Source organism: Planctobacterium sp. AWH2_060, assembly GCF_056158425.1.
In genome coordinates, this window is sequence record NZ_JBSWTG010000001.1 from 2743216 (window position 1) to 2763261 (window position 20046).

The window sequence follows — 20046 nt, forward strand, 5'->3', positions numbered from 1 at the left end:
TTGAATCACGACCACTTTACTCTTATCTGATAAAAATTAAGATTCGACCACTTTCGGCTTAATAACCTCACTTTCGTTGCTCAGATGACTTTGCTCAGGTTGCAACAACAACCAGTTCTCCATCATGCGAATGAACTCAGCGCGGTAGCCGTGCGTATCATCACCTTTTGCCAGTTTTGCCTGGGCGATCAGTTGATTTGCATCCCGCTGCGACACAAACTTAGAACCTCGCAATAACTGTCCCAAACCGGCAACGCTATGAGCAAACTGAAAACTTTTATCAGTTTCAGCAAAGGCTTGCAATTCTTCGATGCGCACTACCCGCTCCAGTTTACTACTGACATCACCGTCGGGCGCTTTATAGCGCAATTTTACCAGCGCAATTTCGTCTGAATTATGGCTGGAACTTTGCTTTTTGTCCTGATAACGCAGTGGATCTACATCAAACTGTTCAGCATTTTTCAGGGTCAATTCATATAACGCTGTTACCTTGTGCCCGGCACCAATGTCGCCCGCATCCACCTTATCATTATTAAAATCTTCTTTGGCCAGGGTCCGGTTTTCGTAACCGATAAGACGATACTCATGAACCAGATCCGGGTTAAATTCCACTTGAATCTTAACGTCTTTAGCAATCACCTGCAGCGTTCCGGTTAGCTGTTCCACCAGAACTTTCCGTGCTTCGTTAATATTGTCTATGTATGCTGCATTGCCATTGCCCTTGTCAGCTAATTGCTCGGTGAGGTGATCATTGTAGTTGCCCCGACCAAATCCCAATACCGACAGGCTTACCCCAGATTGTCTTTTTTTCTCAATCAGCTGCATCAATTCATTGTGGTCCGTGGTGCCCACATTAAAATCACCATCGGTAGCAAGCAAGACCCGATTAACCCCATCTTGTTTAAAGGCTTTTTTCGCCATCTGATATGCCAATTGTATGCCTCCGGCACCATTGGTGGAGCCACCCGCCTGTAACTTATCCAGGGCTTGGGTTATAGCCAGTTTGTTATCGCCTGATGTAGGTTCCAAAACTACGCCCGAAGCACCGGCATACACTACGATGGCAACACTGTCTCGGCTATCCAGTTGATTAATCAACATTAACAATGCCCGCTTCAGCAAAGGCAGTTTATCGTCCGATGACATTGAGCCAGAAACATCCAGCAGGAATACCAGATTAGACGGGGAGCGCTGCTCTTTGGAAATCGTCTTACCTGATAACGCCACCCTTAATAAGTGTTTATTGCTATTCAAGGGACTAGTGGCAAATTGGGTGTCCACGTAAAATGGCACATCACCTTCGGGTTGCGGATATTGGTAATCAAAATAGTTGATCATTTCTTCAATACGAACCGCATCTCTGGGTGGTGAGATGCCCTGCTCCAACATACGGCGAACATTGCTGTAGCTGGCGGTATCTACATCCACAGAAAAGGTGGACAGTGGTTGCTCAGCAACCGTCCAGATGCCATTTTCTGGATAGTGTTGATAGTTTTCAGTTGATTGCGGCGCGACAGAAACATCTGCCATAAAACCACTGACAACAGCAGGGCGCACAGCCGTCGTCATTATCTGGCGCTGGCGCAACTGTGGTCCATGAGCTTTTACATGAACTTGCTTATCTGCCAACACTTGCGCAAAATCTTGTGACTCAGCGGGTTGTGCGACTTGCACGCTCTGATTTTCCAACAGAATCACTTCCTGAGTATCCTCCTGTTCTTTATCGGAACTGGAACATCCGGATAACAGCAGGGTTACGGCAATAGCCAGACAAGAGAAAGCGGAGATATTTTGGGTAGATTGGTTGTAGAGCTTCATATCAGTACCTGTATTTTTTGACCATTAATACCAGTACTGACGGATGAGTCTCAAAAAAGGGTTTTATTTTTTAAATAATTTGAAGATAAGCTCCGGGCCGCAGTGAAGCAGCCCGGAACTAAAACAATTTATACCGCTTACTGCACTTGCTCAACTTTGGTTTGTTGTTCATCCATAAGCATTCTTTCAACGTTAAGCTCATTGCGAGCCGCACCGGCATCAGTATCAGTGCCAACTTCTGCATCCATTCGCGTCATCACTGGACCGGCCAAGGGCATATCGGCACTGTTGCGTCCAAACTGAATACGTTCAATCTCACCATCACTAGAGCGTAAGATGTATTGCATGTGAGTTGAGGGACGACGCACAGCCACATCGGCTTTACCATCGCCGTCATAATCGGCTGGAATGGGGATATCTTCGGCCTGCAAACCGAACCGAATGCGCTGAATCTCGCCATCGGATGAGTTCAGAATGTACCAGAGTTGTGTTGATGGACGACGTACCGCAATATCGGCCTTGCCATCGCCATCGTAATCGGCTGGCACCGGAATATCTTCCGACTGTTGACCAAAATTATAACGCTGAATCTCACCATCTGAGGAATTGAGAATGTACCAAAATTGCGTTGAAGGGCGACGCACTGCCACATCTGCCTTGCCATCGCCATCGTAATCGGCTGGCACCGGAATATCTTCCGACTGCTTACCAAAATTATAGCGTTGAATCTCGCCATCAGAAGAGTTGAGAATGTACCAATATTGATTAGAAGGGCGTCTTACAGCAACATCGGTTATACCATCACCATCGTAATCGGCGGGTACCGGAATGTCTTCTGCCTGTTTGCCAAAATTGAAGCGCTGGATTTCGCCATCAGAAGAATTGAGAATATACCAAAACTGGTTCGACGCTCTGCGCACCGCAACATCCGCGATTCTGTCTCCGTCAAAATCACCACTCACCGAAATATCCCCACTGTCTCGACCAAACTGGACTCGTTGAATACTGTCATCGGAAGAATTCAGAATATACTGCATAAAATTACTGGCTCTGCGTACCCCAACATCAGCTTTACCATCGCCATCGTAGTCATAGGCGACAAAGTTGTTATCGTTACTGGTAGCCACTAACACCGTGATACTGAAGGAAGGCAAGCTATCAGATAAAGCACCATCACTGACACTGATCACAATGCCAGAGTAAACCCCAACATCAGAATTGGTCGGCGTACCCGATAAGGCGCCGGTGTTACTGTTAAAACTCGCCCACTGCGGCTGGTTCTCTATGCTAAAGGTCAGGCTGTCACCGTCGGGGTCACTGGCTTGCGGGGTAAACAGGTAACTGTTATTCGCTGTTACCAAGGTATCCGGCGAACCTGAGATTTCCGGGCCATCATTAACATCAACAACCGTAATGCTGAATGCGCTCAGGCTGGCACTGTCGGAGCCATCCGACACACTAATCACAATATTGCCATGTGTGCCCACATCGTCGTTATCCGGCGTACCAGACAAAGTACCAGTTTCCGTACTAAAACCGGCCCAGCCGGGACGATTTTCGATACTGAAGGTTAAGCTGTCCTCATCCGCATCTGATGCCGATGGTGTAAAACTATAGAAACTGTTTTGCTGCACTGAGCTATCTGGCGTGCCAGAAATAGTCGGCGGATTATTTTGTCCGCTGCCACAATTGCTGGATTGGGTATTGTCCAGAGGCGCACAATCCTCAGCGTCTGGAACACCATCGTTATCGTCATCCGAATCCTGATTATTACCTACGGTATCACTATCGGTATCCAGACTTTCATTTTCATTGTATGGGAATGCATCTGAGTCATCCGGTACACCGTCGTCATCAATATCATTGGCATTACTGGCGTCTCTGGGGCTGGCATCAGACACGTCATCAATGCCGTCGTTATCATCATCGGTGTCATTCAGATTATTGATACCATCGCCATCAAAATCACCGCTGTCATCCGACAAAGACTGACAATTTCCATAGGGCAAAAAGTTATCTATGCCCCAGCTTGCAACTGCATTAACGTCCTGACAACTCATACCGCCCTGATTAAACTGTAAAAACGTTAACTGGTCTTGTAGATGCGCAATGGGGCGCATCGATGTCATAAACAAATTGCGCACATCCAGTTGCACCATGGCCCGCATGTTTCGGAACGCTTCCAGAGTAGTATCATTACTGCCGTCCATACTGAAGGTGTTCAGATTAGGGAAGTTCTCTAAACCATTGATGGTCTGTATTGAATAATCACTCGTGCAAACCAAAAAACCAACCTGGGCGTTGGTTATTGCATCGGGAAATTTGTCAGAGATACAACTAGCCAATTGCGCGTCATCCAGTGTCGCCAGGGCATCTGAGATGGACATGGTGATTTCATCGTTGTGAATGAGCGTCACCTCTTCTTTTACCTGATTAACCGCAAAAACCGCATCAGCACCGTCAGACTGACTACTGTCCACCCCACATTCGTACCTGTCCAGGCAGGTTAACTCAGGCGAGGAGAAAACTGAGACTTCCGAGGCACTGCCAAACTCACTGGCATAGGCCATCACAGTAGTGAATTCATCCACCACACCGTAACCTCGTCCATAGGTGAACACGGTACCTTCACTGCCCTGACGCAATGAATGTCCCAGCCCCATGTTGTGACCTAACTCATGGCCTAATGTGTCATAGCCACAAAACTGAGGATTTCCGGAAAAAGTCGTAAAAGCCGCAGTGACATTTACGGCATAATCGTAATCAAACACCTGGCTGATGTTACCATTTAACCAACCCTGGCCGCACAATCCCTCGGGTAAATCATTGAGCATCACCACAATAAAATCCGCGCTATTGTCAACTCTGGCCTGCCAGATGGGGGTGATTAAGGAATCGGGAATTTCTCCATCTGTGGAGTCACTGCCGCCATTACTGGAAAGATTATCCAGTAACTGATCGGCAGAATATTGCTCCAAATCAGACTGCATTAGTCCCGCAAACTCCATCTGGATATTCATACCACTCGCCTCGTATATCGCGTTATTCGCGCTGATATACTCAGTTATTTGAGCCTGCGTATCGGGGTAGCTGTCCACGAATTCATTAGTTACCACAAACAGAACTCTGAAAGTCAAATCACCAGCAGCAGCCTGCGACTGCGCGGAAGTTCTATTCGCCTTCTGGGGATTGCGCTGTTGCACCTCCTGACCAGAAGTATCGCCTCGTTGAGTTAACTGCTTAATTCCATGGGGTATGCGAAAGTCGGGGGTTTCACCGCCCATTTTGAATTCTTTTAGCAGCTTACCCTTGTGCAGGCGAAAAGTACCTGACATAGTTGCGATCCAGGCAGATAATTTGCCGTTATTTAAAAATAACTGGATATCGGGTAAATGCGGTGAATTGAGGTTCTTAGCCCGCCATATCAGGGTATCGCCCTGTTGTCGGGAACTTTCAAGCTGTGCTTCCACCACCTGAGAAAACACGGGCAAACGCAACACCATTTCGCTTTTTAACTGTAAAAGAAGTTCTTTATTTAAGGTTACTTCTGCGGTGTTTAAGTGTTGTGCCCTATCCTTAAGCGATTCAGGTTGAATGTTCTGGGTTAATTGCCATAGGGCCGGAGATGTCTGACCAAGCGCTTTACAGCTTAGCGACAGTAGTGAGCTAATTAAAATGACTCTTGCAAATTGATGCCTTAATTTCACGAGAGAATCCTTTTTTATTTGCGATGAGAGTTAAGTAAACGGGTAACTCCCCAATTTTATGCGCTTTAGATCCGCATCTGGATTTCAAAGTGTAGTGTGAAATTAAGGCAATTTCCTTACGAAAGCGGTATTTTTAGACAGAGGGTTTTTCCGAATCGCCGGGCTTTTTACCTGTGCTTGTGCCTTCGAATTGCTGCGCTTCTTCCTGTAGTTGCTGTTCCTCTTCATCGACTACCAGTAATTGCTCCTGCGCCATTTCTTCGTCAATACGAGGATCCAATGTAGCGGCTAATGGTGAATTGGTTATATCCGAAGCACTCACCACATAATCGTCTGGCTCCATGATTTCTGCTTTCTGCTTTGAGTTGATTAAAGTTAGCGCCACAAACATAAAAATGGCTAAACCAGACATGGCAGCATACAAAGCTTCATGACCGAAAAAAGTCATCAGTTGTGCAATGACCGCCGAACCTATACCGGCACCAACGCCGAACGCTATCAGCAGTGCTGAAGAAACCCCAACTCGCTCTTCATCACTGACTCTGGAATTGGCTAAAGCGGAAGCCAGAGGGTACAAGGTAAAGGCAAATAAACCGAAAACAAAGGTAAGTACAAAGGCCAGCCTTGGCTCTGTAGGCAACAGAAAAATCGCCAGCGACACAAGGCAAATCACAATGGCATTGGTTCGCAGTAGCAAACTTCTCCTGATTTTGTCTGACAATATCCCCATAGGCCATTGCGCAATAAGTCCAGCCACAACGGTAATAGACATAAACAAGGCAATATCTTCAGCGCTAAACCCGGCCTGACTGGCGAATAGTGGCGACAAACCATAAAAGCTGCCATTGATCATTCCGGCACATAAAATGGCCGTCAATGACTGTGGGATAACTTTAACGAAGCTGAAAATACCCACCTTTATCGGCTTTAATGGTTTTGGGTGTATACGCCGGGTTATCGAAATGGGGACCAGTCCTATTGCCACTGCCATACAGACCAAAAAAAGTACCGCTGAATCCAACTCTGTGAAGTGCGATAAGGCAAACTGACCAGCAACCATTCCCAAATAAGAGGTGATCATGTAAAAGGAGAATACTCGGCCCCGGGTGTCTGGCTCAGACTGCTCATTAAGCCAACTTTCCAGCACCATGTAGTTACTCATCATGCCCAGTCCCACCAGTACACGCAGCACTAACCACAAATAGATATTATCGCTGACACCATGTGCGGCAATACAGGCAATCACCACCGCGGTGCTGGCGCTGAAAGTTCGAATATGACCTACAGAGCGAATGAAGTGATAGGCAATTTTTGCCCCGAGCATCAAGCCAAGATAGTAAAATGAGGTGAGCATCCCGATCCAGAAAGTCGAGACGCCTTGTTTACCAAGGTAAAGAGCCAGGTAGGTTGTAAGCAGGCCGGTACCACCAACTAAAAATAAGTTGGTTGTATACAAAGAAAAAAACGCCCGCATCATGTCAACAAAAACCGTCCTGAACCTAAAACCGAGAGACTAGTGTAAGTATATACCAATCAGTAACAATATGTGATCGCTCAGCGTTGGTCTCATAGCCATGAGGTTGTGAGGTGCGAGTGAAGGAATACAAGTGGTCTTTCGAGTCTCTCGCAAAGCTTACCGCATCCTGCTATCCTCCCTTAACAACGTCCATGTTGGCAATAAAAAATCATGGCTATGAACAACGTCGAAGATGGGTTTGAAACGCATTTATGCTGTGTTAGATGTTTTTGATTTAGGCCCACTAGACCAGCAAACATCTGCCTTGCCTAAATGCGTTTCAATTCCCACTGAGTCGAGCACATATCATTACTGATTGGTATTAGCCAAGGTGCATTAGCAAATTAGCGGCATTTTTTAACAGCTTACCCTTGCCTTACTTGGTGTAAATACGGGTACCAGTAGTTGTCAGTCCTTTGTTTTCTGGCTCGATAAAACTAAACACCCGGGTAATGGTACTGGACACCGCTCTGCCATTTTGTTGCGCAGGTTTAAATTGCCAGTGCTGCAATGCCCGTTTTACCGATTTTTGAAAAGAGCGATGCACATCTCCTTCAAAAGCAATATCTTCGACCTCACCTGCCGTATTCACCACAAAAGAAACCGCAACATCATCACTTAATCTACGTCTCAGCGCCTGACGGGGATAGACCGGCGCTTCACCATTCAGTAAAACTGGCGGTGCAGTAGCGATTGTCTGTTCAGCTGGCTTTTCGGACGGGGTAGATTCAGTCTCTGGTTGTTTATGCAGCTTTTCAGTGGTAATTCCTGATGAAACATGATTCGCCAGTGACTGATAAACCACACCGGAGATAGCGCCTTTTGCCGCCGCAGACGAACTGAACTGCGACTTACCCGGCACCACTGAAGAGGTAGGTGTTGCCAATCCAGAAGCGATTTGTTCTTTCACGGCCGCAACTTGCGTATCGACTGTTTCAGGTTCAGCGGCTTCAGGAGCAACTTCTGCATCAGAACTCGTTGCCGCAGTCAGGGTTTCTGTGGAAGTTTCGGGCTGCTGAATTGGGGCATTTTCGCCTTGCTGGTTGGCCAACAATTCCGTGCTCACATTTTTAGCTGAAGGCTGATTGGTAACGGGTTCAGCAATATCATCGGCAACACTGTCAGAGTTCTCCTGCGCAGTGGAGGAATCAATACTCATTTGTGCTGCAACTAGTTGCGGTTTTGCTTCAGGTTGATTGCTGATTACAGGTGTTGCTGCTGAAGAAGTCTCATTGCCAGCGTCATCTATTGCTTGATTAGCTGCTACAGAAGAAGCTTTCTCAGTTGTCATATCAACTTTTGGAATGTCTTCCTGCAGCACCAGAGGCGCAGACTCATCAATCTGATTGGTCGCCACTATTGTCACCACACTGCACAGTGAAATGACTGCCGCCAGTATTGCTGTATAGCGCACGCGAGAGTGGCCGCTTGAACAATCAGAGTGCCCTACAACCCGCAAAATTCGCTGTTTCAGATCGCTGCCAGTGGCCGCCATGGCCAAATCAGGAATATGCTTAGCACGGGACATTTCCGCATCTGTCAGGGTACAGGCATAAGCTACCGGACTGCCGACCTGGGAAACCGCGACATTATCGCAACAACACTCTCTTTCCAGGCGAATTTGTTTAGATATCCATTTAACACCTGGATGGAAAAACAACATTAACTCCACCAGCGTTTGCAGGAAATTCACAATATAGTCATGGCGTTTAACATGCGCCAACTCATGAACCAATAACATTTCCAATTGACCAGGGGTCAACCCCAGCACCATTGAAGATGGCAACAATACCACCGGCTTTAGCCAACCAATAGCCATTGGTACGTCCACTTTATCGGAAATAAACAAGCGCGCCCGGACAGTCACATTCAGTTGCAATAACAAACGCTCAAAAATCTGCTGTAGTTGAGGCTCGGGAAGATGCGTCGATTGATAGGGTAATTGGCAAACACCGATTATTTGCAGTAATACCCGGCTGCTTAACAGCGCAACAATGACTAACCAGGCCACAGCAAAAAAGGGCATCAGTAGCAGAAGGTTGCTACTGTTAAAACAGTCTAATAGTTCGGCGGTCAGTAGAGATAGTCCCAGATAGCCGGATTCATTTAAAGAGCCACCAGCCTGAATCACTGTCGCCGTTACGCCGGAAAATACCTGATTGACGTCCACGGCTTGAGGGGCAATTTCTGGCTCCAGCAACCACATGAAAGTCGCAACCGGCGCAACGACACAGCACAACAGTGCCGCCAAAGAAAGTCCGTAACGCAAATCTGACCTACGGGTGTCGATGCTTTTCAGCACAACTGCCAGAGTCACAGCCACTACTGTGCCCTGCCAGGTAAAGTGCATTAAAGTTTGTGCTAACGCCTGCAGTATGACGTTATTCGCAATCAGGTTTAACCATTCCATGACGTCTCCTGTTTAAGAGTCTTTTTCTAACGAATCCAACAATGCCCTTATTTCAGCTAACTCTTGCGCGCTGGGAGATTTCCCCAAGGCTCGCATTACCAGGTTTGACTTTGAGCCGCCAAACGCTTTATTCAGCATATCTCTTACCATTGAACTTTGGGTTTGTTCTTCGGAATAAATCGCTTTGTATATATGTGCCCGACTGGATTCATCACGCTCAACCAGGCCTTTCTCATGCATTATCTGCAACATTTTCAATACGGTGGTGTAGCCCACCTTATTGTGTTCGTTCACTTTCTCATGCACTTCACGCACTGTGGTAGGTTCTATTTCCCACAACACCCTCAGTAATTGCAGCTCGGCACTGGTAGGCACCCCTTTAAACTTGCCTCGCGTCATTTTTTCAAGCTCAGTTCATTTCAGTAATTGGTTATTAAAATATACGAAAAGCATCGTATATTGCAAGCTCTATCAAAAAAGGGGGGCACCTTTCGATGCTCCCCCACAACAACAAGGTTTACTTCCCTGTTCAGATGCTCAATACATTGCCCTGGATCAACGGCATCTGTTTCCTAATCTCGTCCCCGTAGTTGCGCCACAATCACCTGAACGACGACTTTGTGATGTGGACTTTTTGTTAGATTCTTTTGACTCTGCAGAAGCAACATCATCTGTAGAGGAGCAGCCCCCTAAACCCAATAAAGCAACGCTCAAACTTACCAAAATCAGTTTCTTCATGTTCATACTCCTTGATTAGATGTAATTATCAGAACAGTCATTTCAGTTGCCTTATGCTTATAGTAAGTACTTAACAACCTATTGTTGACCGAGCTTTTAATGGTTCTGAAATGCAACACCAAAATAACTGTCATTACAGAACAAGCTGACTTATTACGAAAGCCATCGTAGTAAATTCATTAAATACGAAACCCATCGTATATGTCAAGCGTGAAAAACGAAAACTTTCGTAGACAATTTTTGAAACTGCAACTTACACAACAAAACCTGTACTTTTCAGTGGCCTGCGCATCTTGTACTAACTGTGCTGCAGGGGTAGAGTGTGCATAGATTTTTTATGAGGTACGGAGCAAGCATGGAAGCAATTAATAAACCACAGCAATTACAAAGCCTGAACAAGCTGTTCGGATTTGAAAAATTTAGACAGGGACAACAAGAAACGGTCGAGCAATTATTAAACGGACATTCATCGCTGGCCATCTTCCCGACGGGTTCCGGTAAATCCCTATGTTATCAGTATACTGCCACGCAACTGCCCAACCTGACATTGGTGGTTTCCCCCCTACTGGCATTGATGAAGGATCAGTTGGATTTTCTGGCCAGTAAAAATATTGCAGCTGCCAGCATAGATTCCACGCTGACTCCGGAACAAAACAAACAGGTAATGGCGGATATCAAATCCGGTAAAACTAAAATATTGATGGTGTCGGTAGAGCGATTTAAAAACGAACGTTTTCGGCAGTTTATCCAGCAGATACCCATTTCCATGCTAGTGGTGGACGAAGCGCACTGTATCTCAGAATGGGGGCACAATTTCAGACCGGATTATTTAAAATTACCCAGCTATCGACAACAACTGAATATACCTCTGGTATTACTGCTTACCGCCACAGCAACCCGCAAAGTTAAACAGGATATGGCGGCAAAATTTGCTATTGATGCAGAGCACATAGTGCAAACCGGGTTCTATCGCCACAACCTCAATTTGCAAATGATGCCAGTGGCAGAAGCTCACAAGGAGCAACAACTAGAGCAACTTTTAAACCAGCAAAGCGGTGCGGGAATTATTTATGTAACATTACAGCAGACCGCTGAGCAACTGGCTTATCGGCTAAAAGCCAAGGGCTTTCGCGCCGTGGCCTACCACGCAGGATTAAAAGACGATAACAGGCAAGACATTCAACGAGGATTTATGTCGGGGGAAACCGATATTGTGGTCGCCACCATCGCCTTTGGTATGGGGATAGACAAAGCCGATATCCGCTTTGTTATCCATTATGACTTACCTAAATCCATTGAAAACTACAGTCAGGAGATAGGTCGGGCGGGACGGGACGGTCATGCTTCGGATTGCATCATCCTGGCCAATCTCAGTAGTCTCAACACCCTGGAAAACTTTCTTTACGGCGATACTCCGGAAGCCAGCAGCATTGCAGCAGTGATTGAACAACTCAAAGAAGCCAAAGATGGTTTATGGGAATTACAGCTGTATCAGCTGAGCCAGGAATGCAACATTCGCCAACTGCCTTTAAAAACACTGCTGGTTCAGCTGGAGCTAAAACAGATTATCAGCGCAAAATACAGTTATTTCGCTGAGTATAAACTCAAGTTACTAACGGATGCACAATCCATTGTGGAACGATTTGACGGGGAACGGCAGCGTTTTGTACAGGCCATTTTCGATGCCACTGCCTTTAAAAAAACCTGGGGTGTTCTGGATTTTATGCAATTGCAGCAAGCCTATGATTGTGAAAGAAGTCGGGTTTTGACGGCATTGGATTATCTGCACAATCAAGGCTTAATTGAGTTACAAGCCAGCAAAATGACCGAGGTTTACCAGGTAAACCAGCAAGCACTAGCTCAAACCAACTTAACTGAGCAATTGGTTCATTACTTTCAGCAAAACGAACAATCAGAAATCAAACGCATAGCTGCGCTTATCCGCTTTATGGAGCTGGACACTTGTCTTAGCTCCAACCTGGCAAAATACTTTGATGATCAGCAGGCACCTCAAAACTGTGGTCACTGCTCCGTGTGTCAGGGAAAAGTCGCCAGCCTGCCAGATGCCTCGACGCGAGCATTACCGGATGACGACACTCTGCGTCAGGCCCTGCACAAGCTGCAAGCCCAGTTGAATTTGCCACAGCTGTCAGACACTTTAGCAGCGCGCTTTTTATGTGGTTTAACCCAGCCGATCTTCACCAAAGCGAAAGCCAGACAATTGCCTGGCTGGGCCAGTTGCGAACAACATCGCTATGAAGATGTTCGCAAAAAAGCAGCGGAGCTTCTCTAAAGTGCCTGCCACAAGGCGCTGAGTTCCGCCCACAAACTGCGGTTTTTAATGGCTTCTGTGCGCAGCGTCGTCAGAGTATCGCTGTTATACCAAACGCCTTGCTTGGTCACCGCATCCGGGTTTTTAAGTACTGCCAGGTCTTCTAACGGATTTTGCGTTGAATAAATAAAGTCTGCCTGGTAACCGGTGGCGACTATTCCCAATGTGTCGCTTAAACCTAAAGCCTTTGCAGGATTAATGGTGGCTGCTGCCAGCACCGCAAAATTATCCAGTCCAGCTTGCTGTAACAAGGCCATTTCCGAATGAGTTGCCAGACCATGAGGCGATAACAACACGCCTGAATCAGAGCCCACCAGCAAAGCTACACCGTTTTTGTGTAATTGCCCGGTGATATCCCCTAAAAATGCCAGTGTTCTGCGGTTGTGTTGTGCCATGTTATCCGAAGCATCTAACCAGCGCTGTACCTGATTATTTTTAGCTTCCAGAGCAATAATGTCGGAGGTGTAGTCCTGAGGGATGCTATCCAGATAGGCCTGTTTTTCTTCACTTAACTTTGTAAGTTGAGAAAAGATATTTAATGTAGGCGTCACAGGAACCTGCGTGGCTTTTAGTTGCTCAATTATTTCGGGCAAAGCTTGTGGTGCAAACTGATACCTAAGCGGCCCCTGAAATATATCCTCAACATGCTCAAATGACTGCAAACCTGCCAGTGTACTTACCGGCAAGTCCCCGGATGCATGAGGACCGTGTTTGGCAACCGGAATATTGCGCTTTTTAGCCTCATCCACCAGAGCTAACAAAGCCTCTTCACTGAGATTGCCGTAAGCCTTAATTAGGTCGTATCCCTGCGCCTGATACTGGCTTACCGCGTTTCTGGCTTCATCCGCGGTATGCACTGTGTGATGCAACATAGTATCGTAAGCAGAGATAATGGGACTGCTAACCGTAGAGCTGGCACCAATTAACTCGCCTCGTTGTACTGCATCTCGCCAGGTCAACTGTTGCACAATGCCATTCATTACCCGCACATGTGTTACGCCATGACTTAACGCAATGGTATAGGCCGCAGGTTCATACATGTGTACATGCATATCTATCAGCCCGGGTGTAACATAGCCACCAGCACCATCTATCTGATGTACATCAGTAGGCAGAGTATCAGCATTGCTGGCAGCCACCTGCTGTATTACCCCATCACGCACCCAAACAGACTGATCATGTAGTAACTTGCGATTTACTACATCCAGGACATTGACACTGTGCAACACAAATTCATTGCTTTTGACAACGGGTGGCGGGCTGGCAACACATCCGACAGTCACCAGCAGGAGCATTAGGATATTGAATAGTTTCATGGTTCACTCTTCTTTTTTGAAATTTGTAAGAAGAGTAATGTCCGCTATGCAGAGCGTCGCCCAGGATCAGGATTTTAGACGGTTAATATCCTGATCCTGGACTCATTTGTGCGGATTTGTATTGCGCCGGAGTTTGTCTGGTTGTGTCTTTGAAAACTTTGTTAAAGGATGCTTTGGAGCTAAAACCGGCATCGGTGGCAATCTGCAATAAGGATTTTGCACTGCCCGCTTTGAGAGCCTGGCACACCACCTCTACCCGATACTGATTAATGTAATCGTTGAAGGATTTCCCCGCCAACAAATTTATCGCTCTGGAAATGTCACGGGTTTGCATGCCTGTCAGGGTACTAAGCTCAGCTAAAGTGAGTCTGGGCTGTAAGTACCATTGATGAACTTGTATTAGTCGTTCTAGTTCTTCAAAAGTGGCCCGATAAACTTCCACTTCAGATACATCGTCGTCAGATCCCGTAATTTGTTCAGGGATAACTTCAGGAGGCGTACGTTGCTGACTAATTCTGACTGTAATCAGCATGTTCAATAGCAGCCACACCATGTTATTCACGCCCTGCCCCAGCACATTGATATCGTGCTCAAGCCAATGCTGGCTGTTCAGGCGAAGCATATCCAATAAATTAAACATGGCTGTCACCACAACGACCCAAAGAAGCCAGCGAAAGGTGTACTCTTCTGTATCTGAACGTTGTTCATCTAATTGTTGTTTGTATTTTAGTAGCAGGTTTGCGGTTAAAACCGCATATCCCAGTCGCCAGACTGTCCCCAGAGCAATGACCGCCTGAACATGCTCAGTAAAAAACAATACAGGCACCACAGGTAACAGGTGTAAGGCATCAATAGCTTTTAAGTCGCCAAACAAATATTGCTTGATGGCCAGATAAATTGCTGGTCCAAACAACATAATAAACACCGGGCTCAGCAGGTAATAAGCCCGTGTGATGCCTGTTTCTTCCAGAATGTTGACGGCCGAAGCGAACGCAACCAGTAGCAATAACACAGCCACGCCGCCACAAGCTGGTTTGCGATAAATCAACAAAGCCCCCAACACAGACGCGCTGATGGTTGCCGACTGGATTAAGTTCACGACATTTAAATCAGTCATTGAAATAAATTCTGTAAAGGCCAACAGACGATATGTTGCAGCTAATTAGACTTTCTAAATACATTTTAAACTTCTTACTCTGTGATATCGTAATGAGAATGAGAGCGTTTTAAACTTGCAGCTGTTTTCACATGCTGACCAAACACATGGAGATACCTTAATGTCGCGCACACTTCCTTTACTATTCTGGCTTGTTTCAGTCAGCAGCTTTGCTCAAACTCAGGAAGTCACTGTAGTGTATCCGGAAACTGTGGTGAAGCAACAAACCCTGCAACTTACCGGCACCATTGAAGCCATTCAGGACGCCAAGATCGCTGTGCAGCAAGCGGGACTGGTGGCCTCATTGTTCAAAGACATGGGAGACAAGGTCGAGAAAGGCGACAAACTCTTACAATTAGATGCCAGTCTGGCGCAATATCAACTGCAGGAGTTTGAAGCGGCAGTAAATACAGCGGAAGTGCAATTGGCCGAAGCGCAGCGTGTCTACAATGAGGCCCTGCGACTATCAAAAACACAGTTTGTGCCGGAAACCCTGATCGCTGAACGAAAGTCCCGTGTCTCAGAAGTGGAAACCTCGTTATTGCGAGCCAAAGCCAGCCTGGGTTTACAGCGAGAAATTTTAAAACGGCACACAGTTTACGCACCGTTCTCCGGTGTAATCACGGCCCGCAATGCCGACATCGGTGAATGGGTGCAGCCCCAGAGTCCCGTATTTAACCTGGTGTCGAATACCCGACTTCGACTCAAAGTGGCAATTCCGCAAGAACACTACAGCGCCATAGCTAACCTGTTAGCGACCAATAACCCCACAGTAACTATCACCGTAGACAATGCCCAGATTCAAACCATACAGCTCCCCATCTCTGCAGTAGTGCCGGTATCCGATCCACAAACCCGTACCTTTAACGTTTTGATTAATATAGCCGAAGATCAGCAGCTCATCGCGGGCATGTCGGCCACCATGAAACTAGACTTAAGCTCTCATGCGGAAGCACTTGTATGGCTACCCAAATCGGCCCTTAAATCCCACCCCGATGGCGGGAGCAGCGTGTTTTCGGTGCAGGACAACAAAACCGTGCGTCATATCGTCAAAATTGAGCAACGAGACAGTGAGCGGGTAGCGGTTTCTGGAGCCCCGGACAATGTGCCCTACATCAGTAAAGGGGTGCAACTATTGCAGGAAAATACCTCGGTTAAAATGCAAAGCGCGGAGGATGCCGAATGATAGCCGCTGTTGCTCAACGAGGAATACTGGTAGCGGTCTGTGTTTTTATCGCCGCCATCCTGGGACTGGTTACCTCCAGTAAAACTCCTATTCAGATGATTCCGGATCTGGAAGTGCGTACCATTACCGTTCAGACCGGATGGTCGGGTGCCACACCACAAGACATAGAAAAAGAAATCCTGATTGAGCAGGAGCGATATTTACGGGGCTTACCCAACCTGCAGCGCATGACTTCCTATGCCGAAATGGGCGAGGCCAATATTGAGCTGGACTTTCCATTTGGTGTCGATGCCAATGATGCCCTGATCCGAGTTAATAACGCACTAAGCCAGGTGCCTTCTTATCCGGAAAACGTCGACCAACCCAGATTGTTCTCCAGTGCCTTTTCCAGCAACGCTTTTATGTATTTTGCTCTGAAACCCTTACCAGGTAATCCGCTGCAATTGGACATGGATTTACTCAGTGACTTTGCTCAGGATTATGTGCGTCCGCGTATGGAAAGCGTTGCAGGCGTTTCTGAAATTGGCGTCAACGGCGGTGCCGCCCGACAAATTCAGATCCAGGTAGATGCAGCACGGCTGGCACAACGCGGGATCAGTTTGGGAGAAATTCGTGATGCAGTGCGGGACCGCAACCGCGATGCCTCAGCGGGCGATATTGAAAGCGGTCAAAATCGTTATTTACTCCGGGTTGTGGGCCGTTTTGAAGAGTTGTCTGAAATTGGTGATATCGAAATAAAACGCGTAAACGGCAACAGCGTTTATTTACGTGATATCGCAGATATCAGACTCGATCATTTCGAAACCCGAGGCTTGTCGTACTTTGATGGTCAGCGCAATTTGATGTTGTCAGTGCGCCGCGAAAGTGGCTCCAATGTAATTGATATCAAACAGGGAATTTTGGCGGTTGTTGAAGATCTGAACAACAACTTACTGGCACAGAATGGCCTGGAAATGATCCTCATGGGCGACGACGTGCAATACGTTCAGGACTCGCTGAAAAACGTCTGGTTTAATCTGATTTTGGGTGCGTTGCTGGCCACCGGTGTTATGTACCTGTTTTTGCGCTCCGGCAGAGCCACATTAGTGGGTGTGTTAGGTATTCCGGTTTGTACAATTGCGGCATTCGTCGCCCTCAACCTGATGGGCCGCACCATCAATGTTATCTCACTCGCAGGTGTTGCGTTTGCCATAGGCATGACAGTGGACAACACTATAGTGGTGCTGGAATCCATTATCGAAGCCTGGCGAAAAAACACTTCTAAACTGCAAGCGGCAATCGAGGGTGTGCAGGATGTCTGGCCCGCGGTGTTAGCCTCAACAGCTACCACCATTATGGTATTCACCCCCATCTTGTTTGTTCAGGAAGAAGCCGGACAACTGTACTCGGATATTGCCATCGCTATTTCTGGTGCCATTCTGGCGTCCATGTTAATCGCAGTGTTTGTCGTACCGGTCAGCCTGGCAAAACTCACTAAAAATAAAGAGTTTGTTACCGTATCCCGCACCACCTCTGAACGAAAATGGCTCAACTTCACCGCTATATTCACAAAAAATCGTAGCTCAGCAAGAGCCTGGTGTGCGGGCTTTTTTCTGATCATTCCCGGCCTGGCCTGGTGGTTGATGCCTGCCGCGGAATATCTGCCAGAAGGTGAGGAGCCCAAGGCGTTCAGCATGATGATAGCGCCGCCCGGATATAACCTCACCGAGATGCAACAGATTGGTAATGAGTTACGCGATTATTTTGATATCTACACGGCGCAATCTGAAGATCAGTATCAGGAAGGCGAGATGGTGCCACTACAATACTATCTGATGCGGGTAGCGGTAGGGCGCATCTGGTTATTGAGTGCGCCTAAAGACCCGGCTCAGATCAATGAAATGATGGAACAAATCACCAAAAAATTCAGAAGCTACGAGAATATGCGGGCGTTCTCTTCCCGAGGCTCTATTATCTCCAGCAACGATGGCGGCTCCCGTGCGGTAGCGGTGGATATTTCCGGCGCTAATATGGAAGAGCTGTATCAGGCCGCTGAAGCTGTGTATCGTCAGGCGGAATTATCGTTTGAGAATCCTCAAATCAATTCCGATCCCCACTCATTGTCTCTGACCCAACCTCTGATAGAGATCCGCCCTCGCTGGCGCAGATTGGAAGAATTGGGATTCAGTAATCGAGATTTCGGCTATGCCGTGTCAGCCTTAAGCGATGGCGCTTTTGTTGATGAATTCATTCTGGGCGATGACAAGGTAGACATATTCCTGTTTAGTGGCGCCGGTCATGGGCAAACCATCGAACAATTGAGTCAGGCTCCCATGATCACACCTGCGGGTGGCGTTCTGCCTCTGAATGCGATGGCCGACCTGATAGAAACCAAAAACAGTAACAGCCTGCGGCGTATCGACGGCGACAGAACGGTCACGGTTTACATCATTCCTCCACGGGATGTGGCACTTGAAACCGCCGAGAAAATAGTCCGCACACAGCTATTACCCACATTGTGGCAATCGGGTGAAATTGCTCAAGGAATACGTGTGGATGTCAGTGGTGCAGCGGATCAGTTACAGGCCACCCGCTCCTCTTTATCCGGTAATTTCCTGATTGCCCTGGTGATCAGTTACCTGTTATTGGTGGCGATATTTAAGCACTGGCAATATCCCCTTTTTATCTTAGCCACAGTTCCACTGGGGATGGCCAGCGGATTATTGGGATTGATCCTACTTAATGGCTTAGGCGGTGCAGCCTCTGCTATCGGCTTGCCAGGTTTTCATCAGCCCTTTGATATGATCACCATGCTAGGTTTTCTGATCTTACTGGGTACAGTCGTCAACAATCCCATTTTGATAGTAGAACAAACCCGCAAGAATATTCAGGATTTAGGGATGCAGGTGCAGGAAGCCGTGCATCAGGCAGTAAAACGACGCCTGACACCGATACTAATGTCTACCTCCACCACGATTCTGGGACTTGCACCTTTGGTGCTCATTCCCGGCGCGGGAACCGAGTTGTATCGCGGTGTAGGTATCATTGTTTTGTGCGGTATTCTGGGTTCCATGGTGCTGACCATGAGCTTTTTGCCTGCTTTGCTGGTTGCGCTTCTTAAAGAAAACCAGTCACACACCAATCAAAATGCCTGACCTGTCCCATTAACAACGGATTAAGCCGCTTATTATATCAATCAGTAATATTGTGCTTAATCCGCTTGCATGTGGCTAAGATTGCTTTACCCTGCAAGGCTTTTTTACAGAAAGCGAAAAACCTATGTCATTTCCCCCTTGCCCGCAATGTAACTCAGAATATGTTTATCAGGATCAAGACAACCTGATTTGTCCCGAATGTGCCTACGAGTGGAATCCCGCTGAAGTAAAAGAAGAAGATACAATTAACGTCAAAGATGCCAATGGCGCGTTACTGGTAGACGGCGATAAAGTCACTGTTATCAAAGATCTGAAAATAAAAGGCAGCTCTCAGGTGATTAAAATTGGCACCAAAGCGCTGGTGCGAAGAGTGCTGGATAAAAAAGATCACGAGCTGGACTGCAAAGTAGATGGTGTCGGTGAAATGATGGTCACTGCTAAGTTTGTGAAGAAGGCATAAGAGAAAATCCGGTGGACATTTATCTCCCAAGGCAATCTGGATAGCAGGCTGACAGCCAATGGCCCATTAAATCCTATATTGCTTATTATCACTGTTTAAATTACACATGGCTTCGTTTCTTGTTCGCATATTTTATTAACCTACCCCCTTATGCGAATAGGCCTGCGAGGCTTTGTTACAATCTGTCTATATTTCCTTAATATAACTATCATTTAACTTTCATTTTCCCTCTGTAGGTTTACTCCCCGTTGTTATGGTTTGTGGCTTTTACAC

At 46.9% G+C, this 20046-nt stretch carries 11 protein-coding genes; 4 read left to right on the forward strand and 7 right to left on the reverse strand.

Annotated elements, in window-relative coordinates:
- Positions 1-36: 36 nt before the first annotated feature.
- The 5 genes from ACXAD8_RS11700 to ACXAD8_RS11720 form a co-directional block, all read right to left on the reverse strand.
- Positions 37-1818, reverse strand: a complete 1782-nt coding sequence (locus ACXAD8_RS11700) for a vWA domain-containing protein (RefSeq protein WP_475228670.1) — start codon at positions 1816-1818, stop codon at positions 37-39.
- A gap of 137 nt (positions 1819-1955) precedes the next feature.
- A complete protein-coding gene (locus tag ACXAD8_RS11705) occupies positions 1956-5525 on the reverse strand; it encodes an FG-GAP-like repeat-containing protein (RefSeq protein WP_475228672.1) in 3570 nt (1189 codons plus the stop codon).
- A 133-nt stretch (positions 5526-5658) separates the two neighbouring features.
- On the reverse strand, positions 5659-6999 hold the full coding sequence (locus tag ACXAD8_RS11710) for an MFS transporter (protein ID WP_475232953.1): 1341 nt from the start codon (positions 6997-6999) through the stop codon (positions 5659-5661).
- A 418-nt stretch (positions 7000-7417) separates the two neighbouring features.
- Positions 7418-9451 carry a TonB family protein gene (locus ACXAD8_RS11715; protein WP_475228674.1) on the reverse strand — a complete coding sequence of 678 codons (2034 nt, stop codon included), beginning with the start codon at positions 9449-9451 and terminating at the stop codon, positions 7418-7420.
- A 12-nt stretch (positions 9452-9463) separates the two neighbouring features.
- On the reverse strand, positions 9464-9850 hold the full coding sequence (locus tag ACXAD8_RS11720; RefSeq protein ID WP_475228677.1) for a BlaI/MecI/CopY family transcriptional regulator: 387 nt from the start codon (positions 9848-9850) through the stop codon (positions 9464-9466).
- A gap of 694 nt (positions 9851-10544) precedes the next feature.
- Here ACXAD8_RS11720 and ACXAD8_RS11725 point away from each other — a divergent pair.
- Positions 10545-12482 carry a RecQ family ATP-dependent DNA helicase gene (locus ACXAD8_RS11725; RefSeq protein ID WP_475228679.1) on the forward strand — a complete coding sequence of 646 codons (1938 nt, stop codon included), beginning with the start codon at positions 10545-10547 and terminating at the stop codon, positions 12480-12482.
- Here the strand turns inward: ACXAD8_RS11725 and ACXAD8_RS11730 are convergent.
- Positions 12479-13837, reverse strand: a complete 1359-nt coding sequence (locus tag ACXAD8_RS11730; protein ID WP_475228681.1) for an amidohydrolase family protein — start codon at positions 13835-13837, stop codon at positions 12479-12481. The two genes, ACXAD8_RS11725 and ACXAD8_RS11730, sit on opposite strands and share 4 nt — an antisense overlap.
- An 82-nt stretch (positions 13838-13919) precedes the next feature.
- Positions 13920-14954, reverse strand: a complete 1035-nt coding sequence (locus ACXAD8_RS11735; protein ID WP_475228683.1) for a helix-turn-helix domain-containing protein — start codon at positions 14952-14954, stop codon at positions 13920-13922.
- Between the two features lie 160 nt (positions 14955-15114).
- Between ACXAD8_RS11735 and ACXAD8_RS11740 the strand changes: the two genes are divergently transcribed.
- From ACXAD8_RS11740 to ACXAD8_RS11750, 3 genes are all read left to right on the forward strand, one after another.
- Positions 15115-16179: an efflux RND transporter periplasmic adaptor subunit gene (locus tag ACXAD8_RS11740; protein WP_475228686.1), complete on the forward strand. Its 1065-nt coding sequence runs from the start codon at positions 15115-15117 to the stop codon at positions 16177-16179.
- Complete coding sequence (locus ACXAD8_RS11745) at positions 16176-19313, forward strand: efflux RND transporter permease subunit (RefSeq protein ID WP_475228688.1); 3138 nt, start codon at positions 16176-16178, stop codon at positions 19311-19313. The genes ACXAD8_RS11740 and ACXAD8_RS11745 overlap by 4 nt, the downstream gene beginning before the upstream one ends.
- A gap of 124 nt (positions 19314-19437) precedes the next feature.
- Positions 19438-19773: a zinc ribbon domain-containing protein YjdM gene (locus ACXAD8_RS11750; RefSeq protein ID WP_475228690.1), complete on the forward strand. Its 336-nt coding sequence runs from the start codon at positions 19438-19440 to the stop codon at positions 19771-19773.
- The last annotated feature ends 273 nt before the right edge of the window (positions 19774-20046 follow it).

What these genes read in the sequence shown, in the direction of transcription:
- ACXAD8_RS11715 (WP_475228674.1), bottom strand. Translation starts at nt 9,451, where the DNA reads ATGGAATGGTTAAACCTGATTGCGAATAACGTCATACTGCAGGCGTTA.
- ACXAD8_RS11725 (WP_475228679.1), top strand. Translation starts at nt 10,545, where the DNA reads ATGGAAGCAATTAATAAACCACAGCAATTACAAAGCCTGAACAAGCTG.
- ACXAD8_RS11720 (WP_475228677.1), bottom strand. Translation starts at nt 9,850, where the DNA reads ATGACGCGAGGCAAGTTTAAAGGGGTGCCTACCAGTGCCGAGCTGCAA.
- ACXAD8_RS11750 (WP_475228690.1), top strand. Translation starts at nt 19,438, where the DNA reads ATGTCATTTCCCCCTTGCCCGCAATGTAACTCAGAATATGTTTATCAG.
- ACXAD8_RS11730 (WP_475228681.1), bottom strand. Translation starts at nt 13,837, where the DNA reads ATGAAACTATTCAATATCCTAATGCTCCTGCTGGTGACTGTCGGATGT.
- ACXAD8_RS11745 (WP_475228688.1), top strand. Translation starts at nt 16,176, where the DNA reads ATGATAGCCGCTGTTGCTCAACGAGGAATACTGGTAGCGGTCTGTGTT.
- ACXAD8_RS11700 (WP_475228670.1), bottom strand. Translation starts at nt 1,818, where the DNA reads ATGAAGCTCTACAACCAATCTACCCAAAATATCTCCGCTTTCTCTTGT.
- ACXAD8_RS11740 (WP_475228686.1), top strand. Translation starts at nt 15,115, where the DNA reads ATGTCGCGCACACTTCCTTTACTATTCTGGCTTGTTTCAGTCAGCAGC.
- ACXAD8_RS11735 (WP_475228683.1), bottom strand. Translation starts at nt 14,954, where the DNA reads ATGACTGATTTAAATGTCGTGAACTTAATCCAGTCGGCAACCATCAGC.
- ACXAD8_RS11710 (WP_475232953.1), bottom strand. Translation starts at nt 6,999, where the DNA reads ATGCGGGCGTTTTTTTCTTTGTATACAACCAACTTATTTTTAGTTGGT.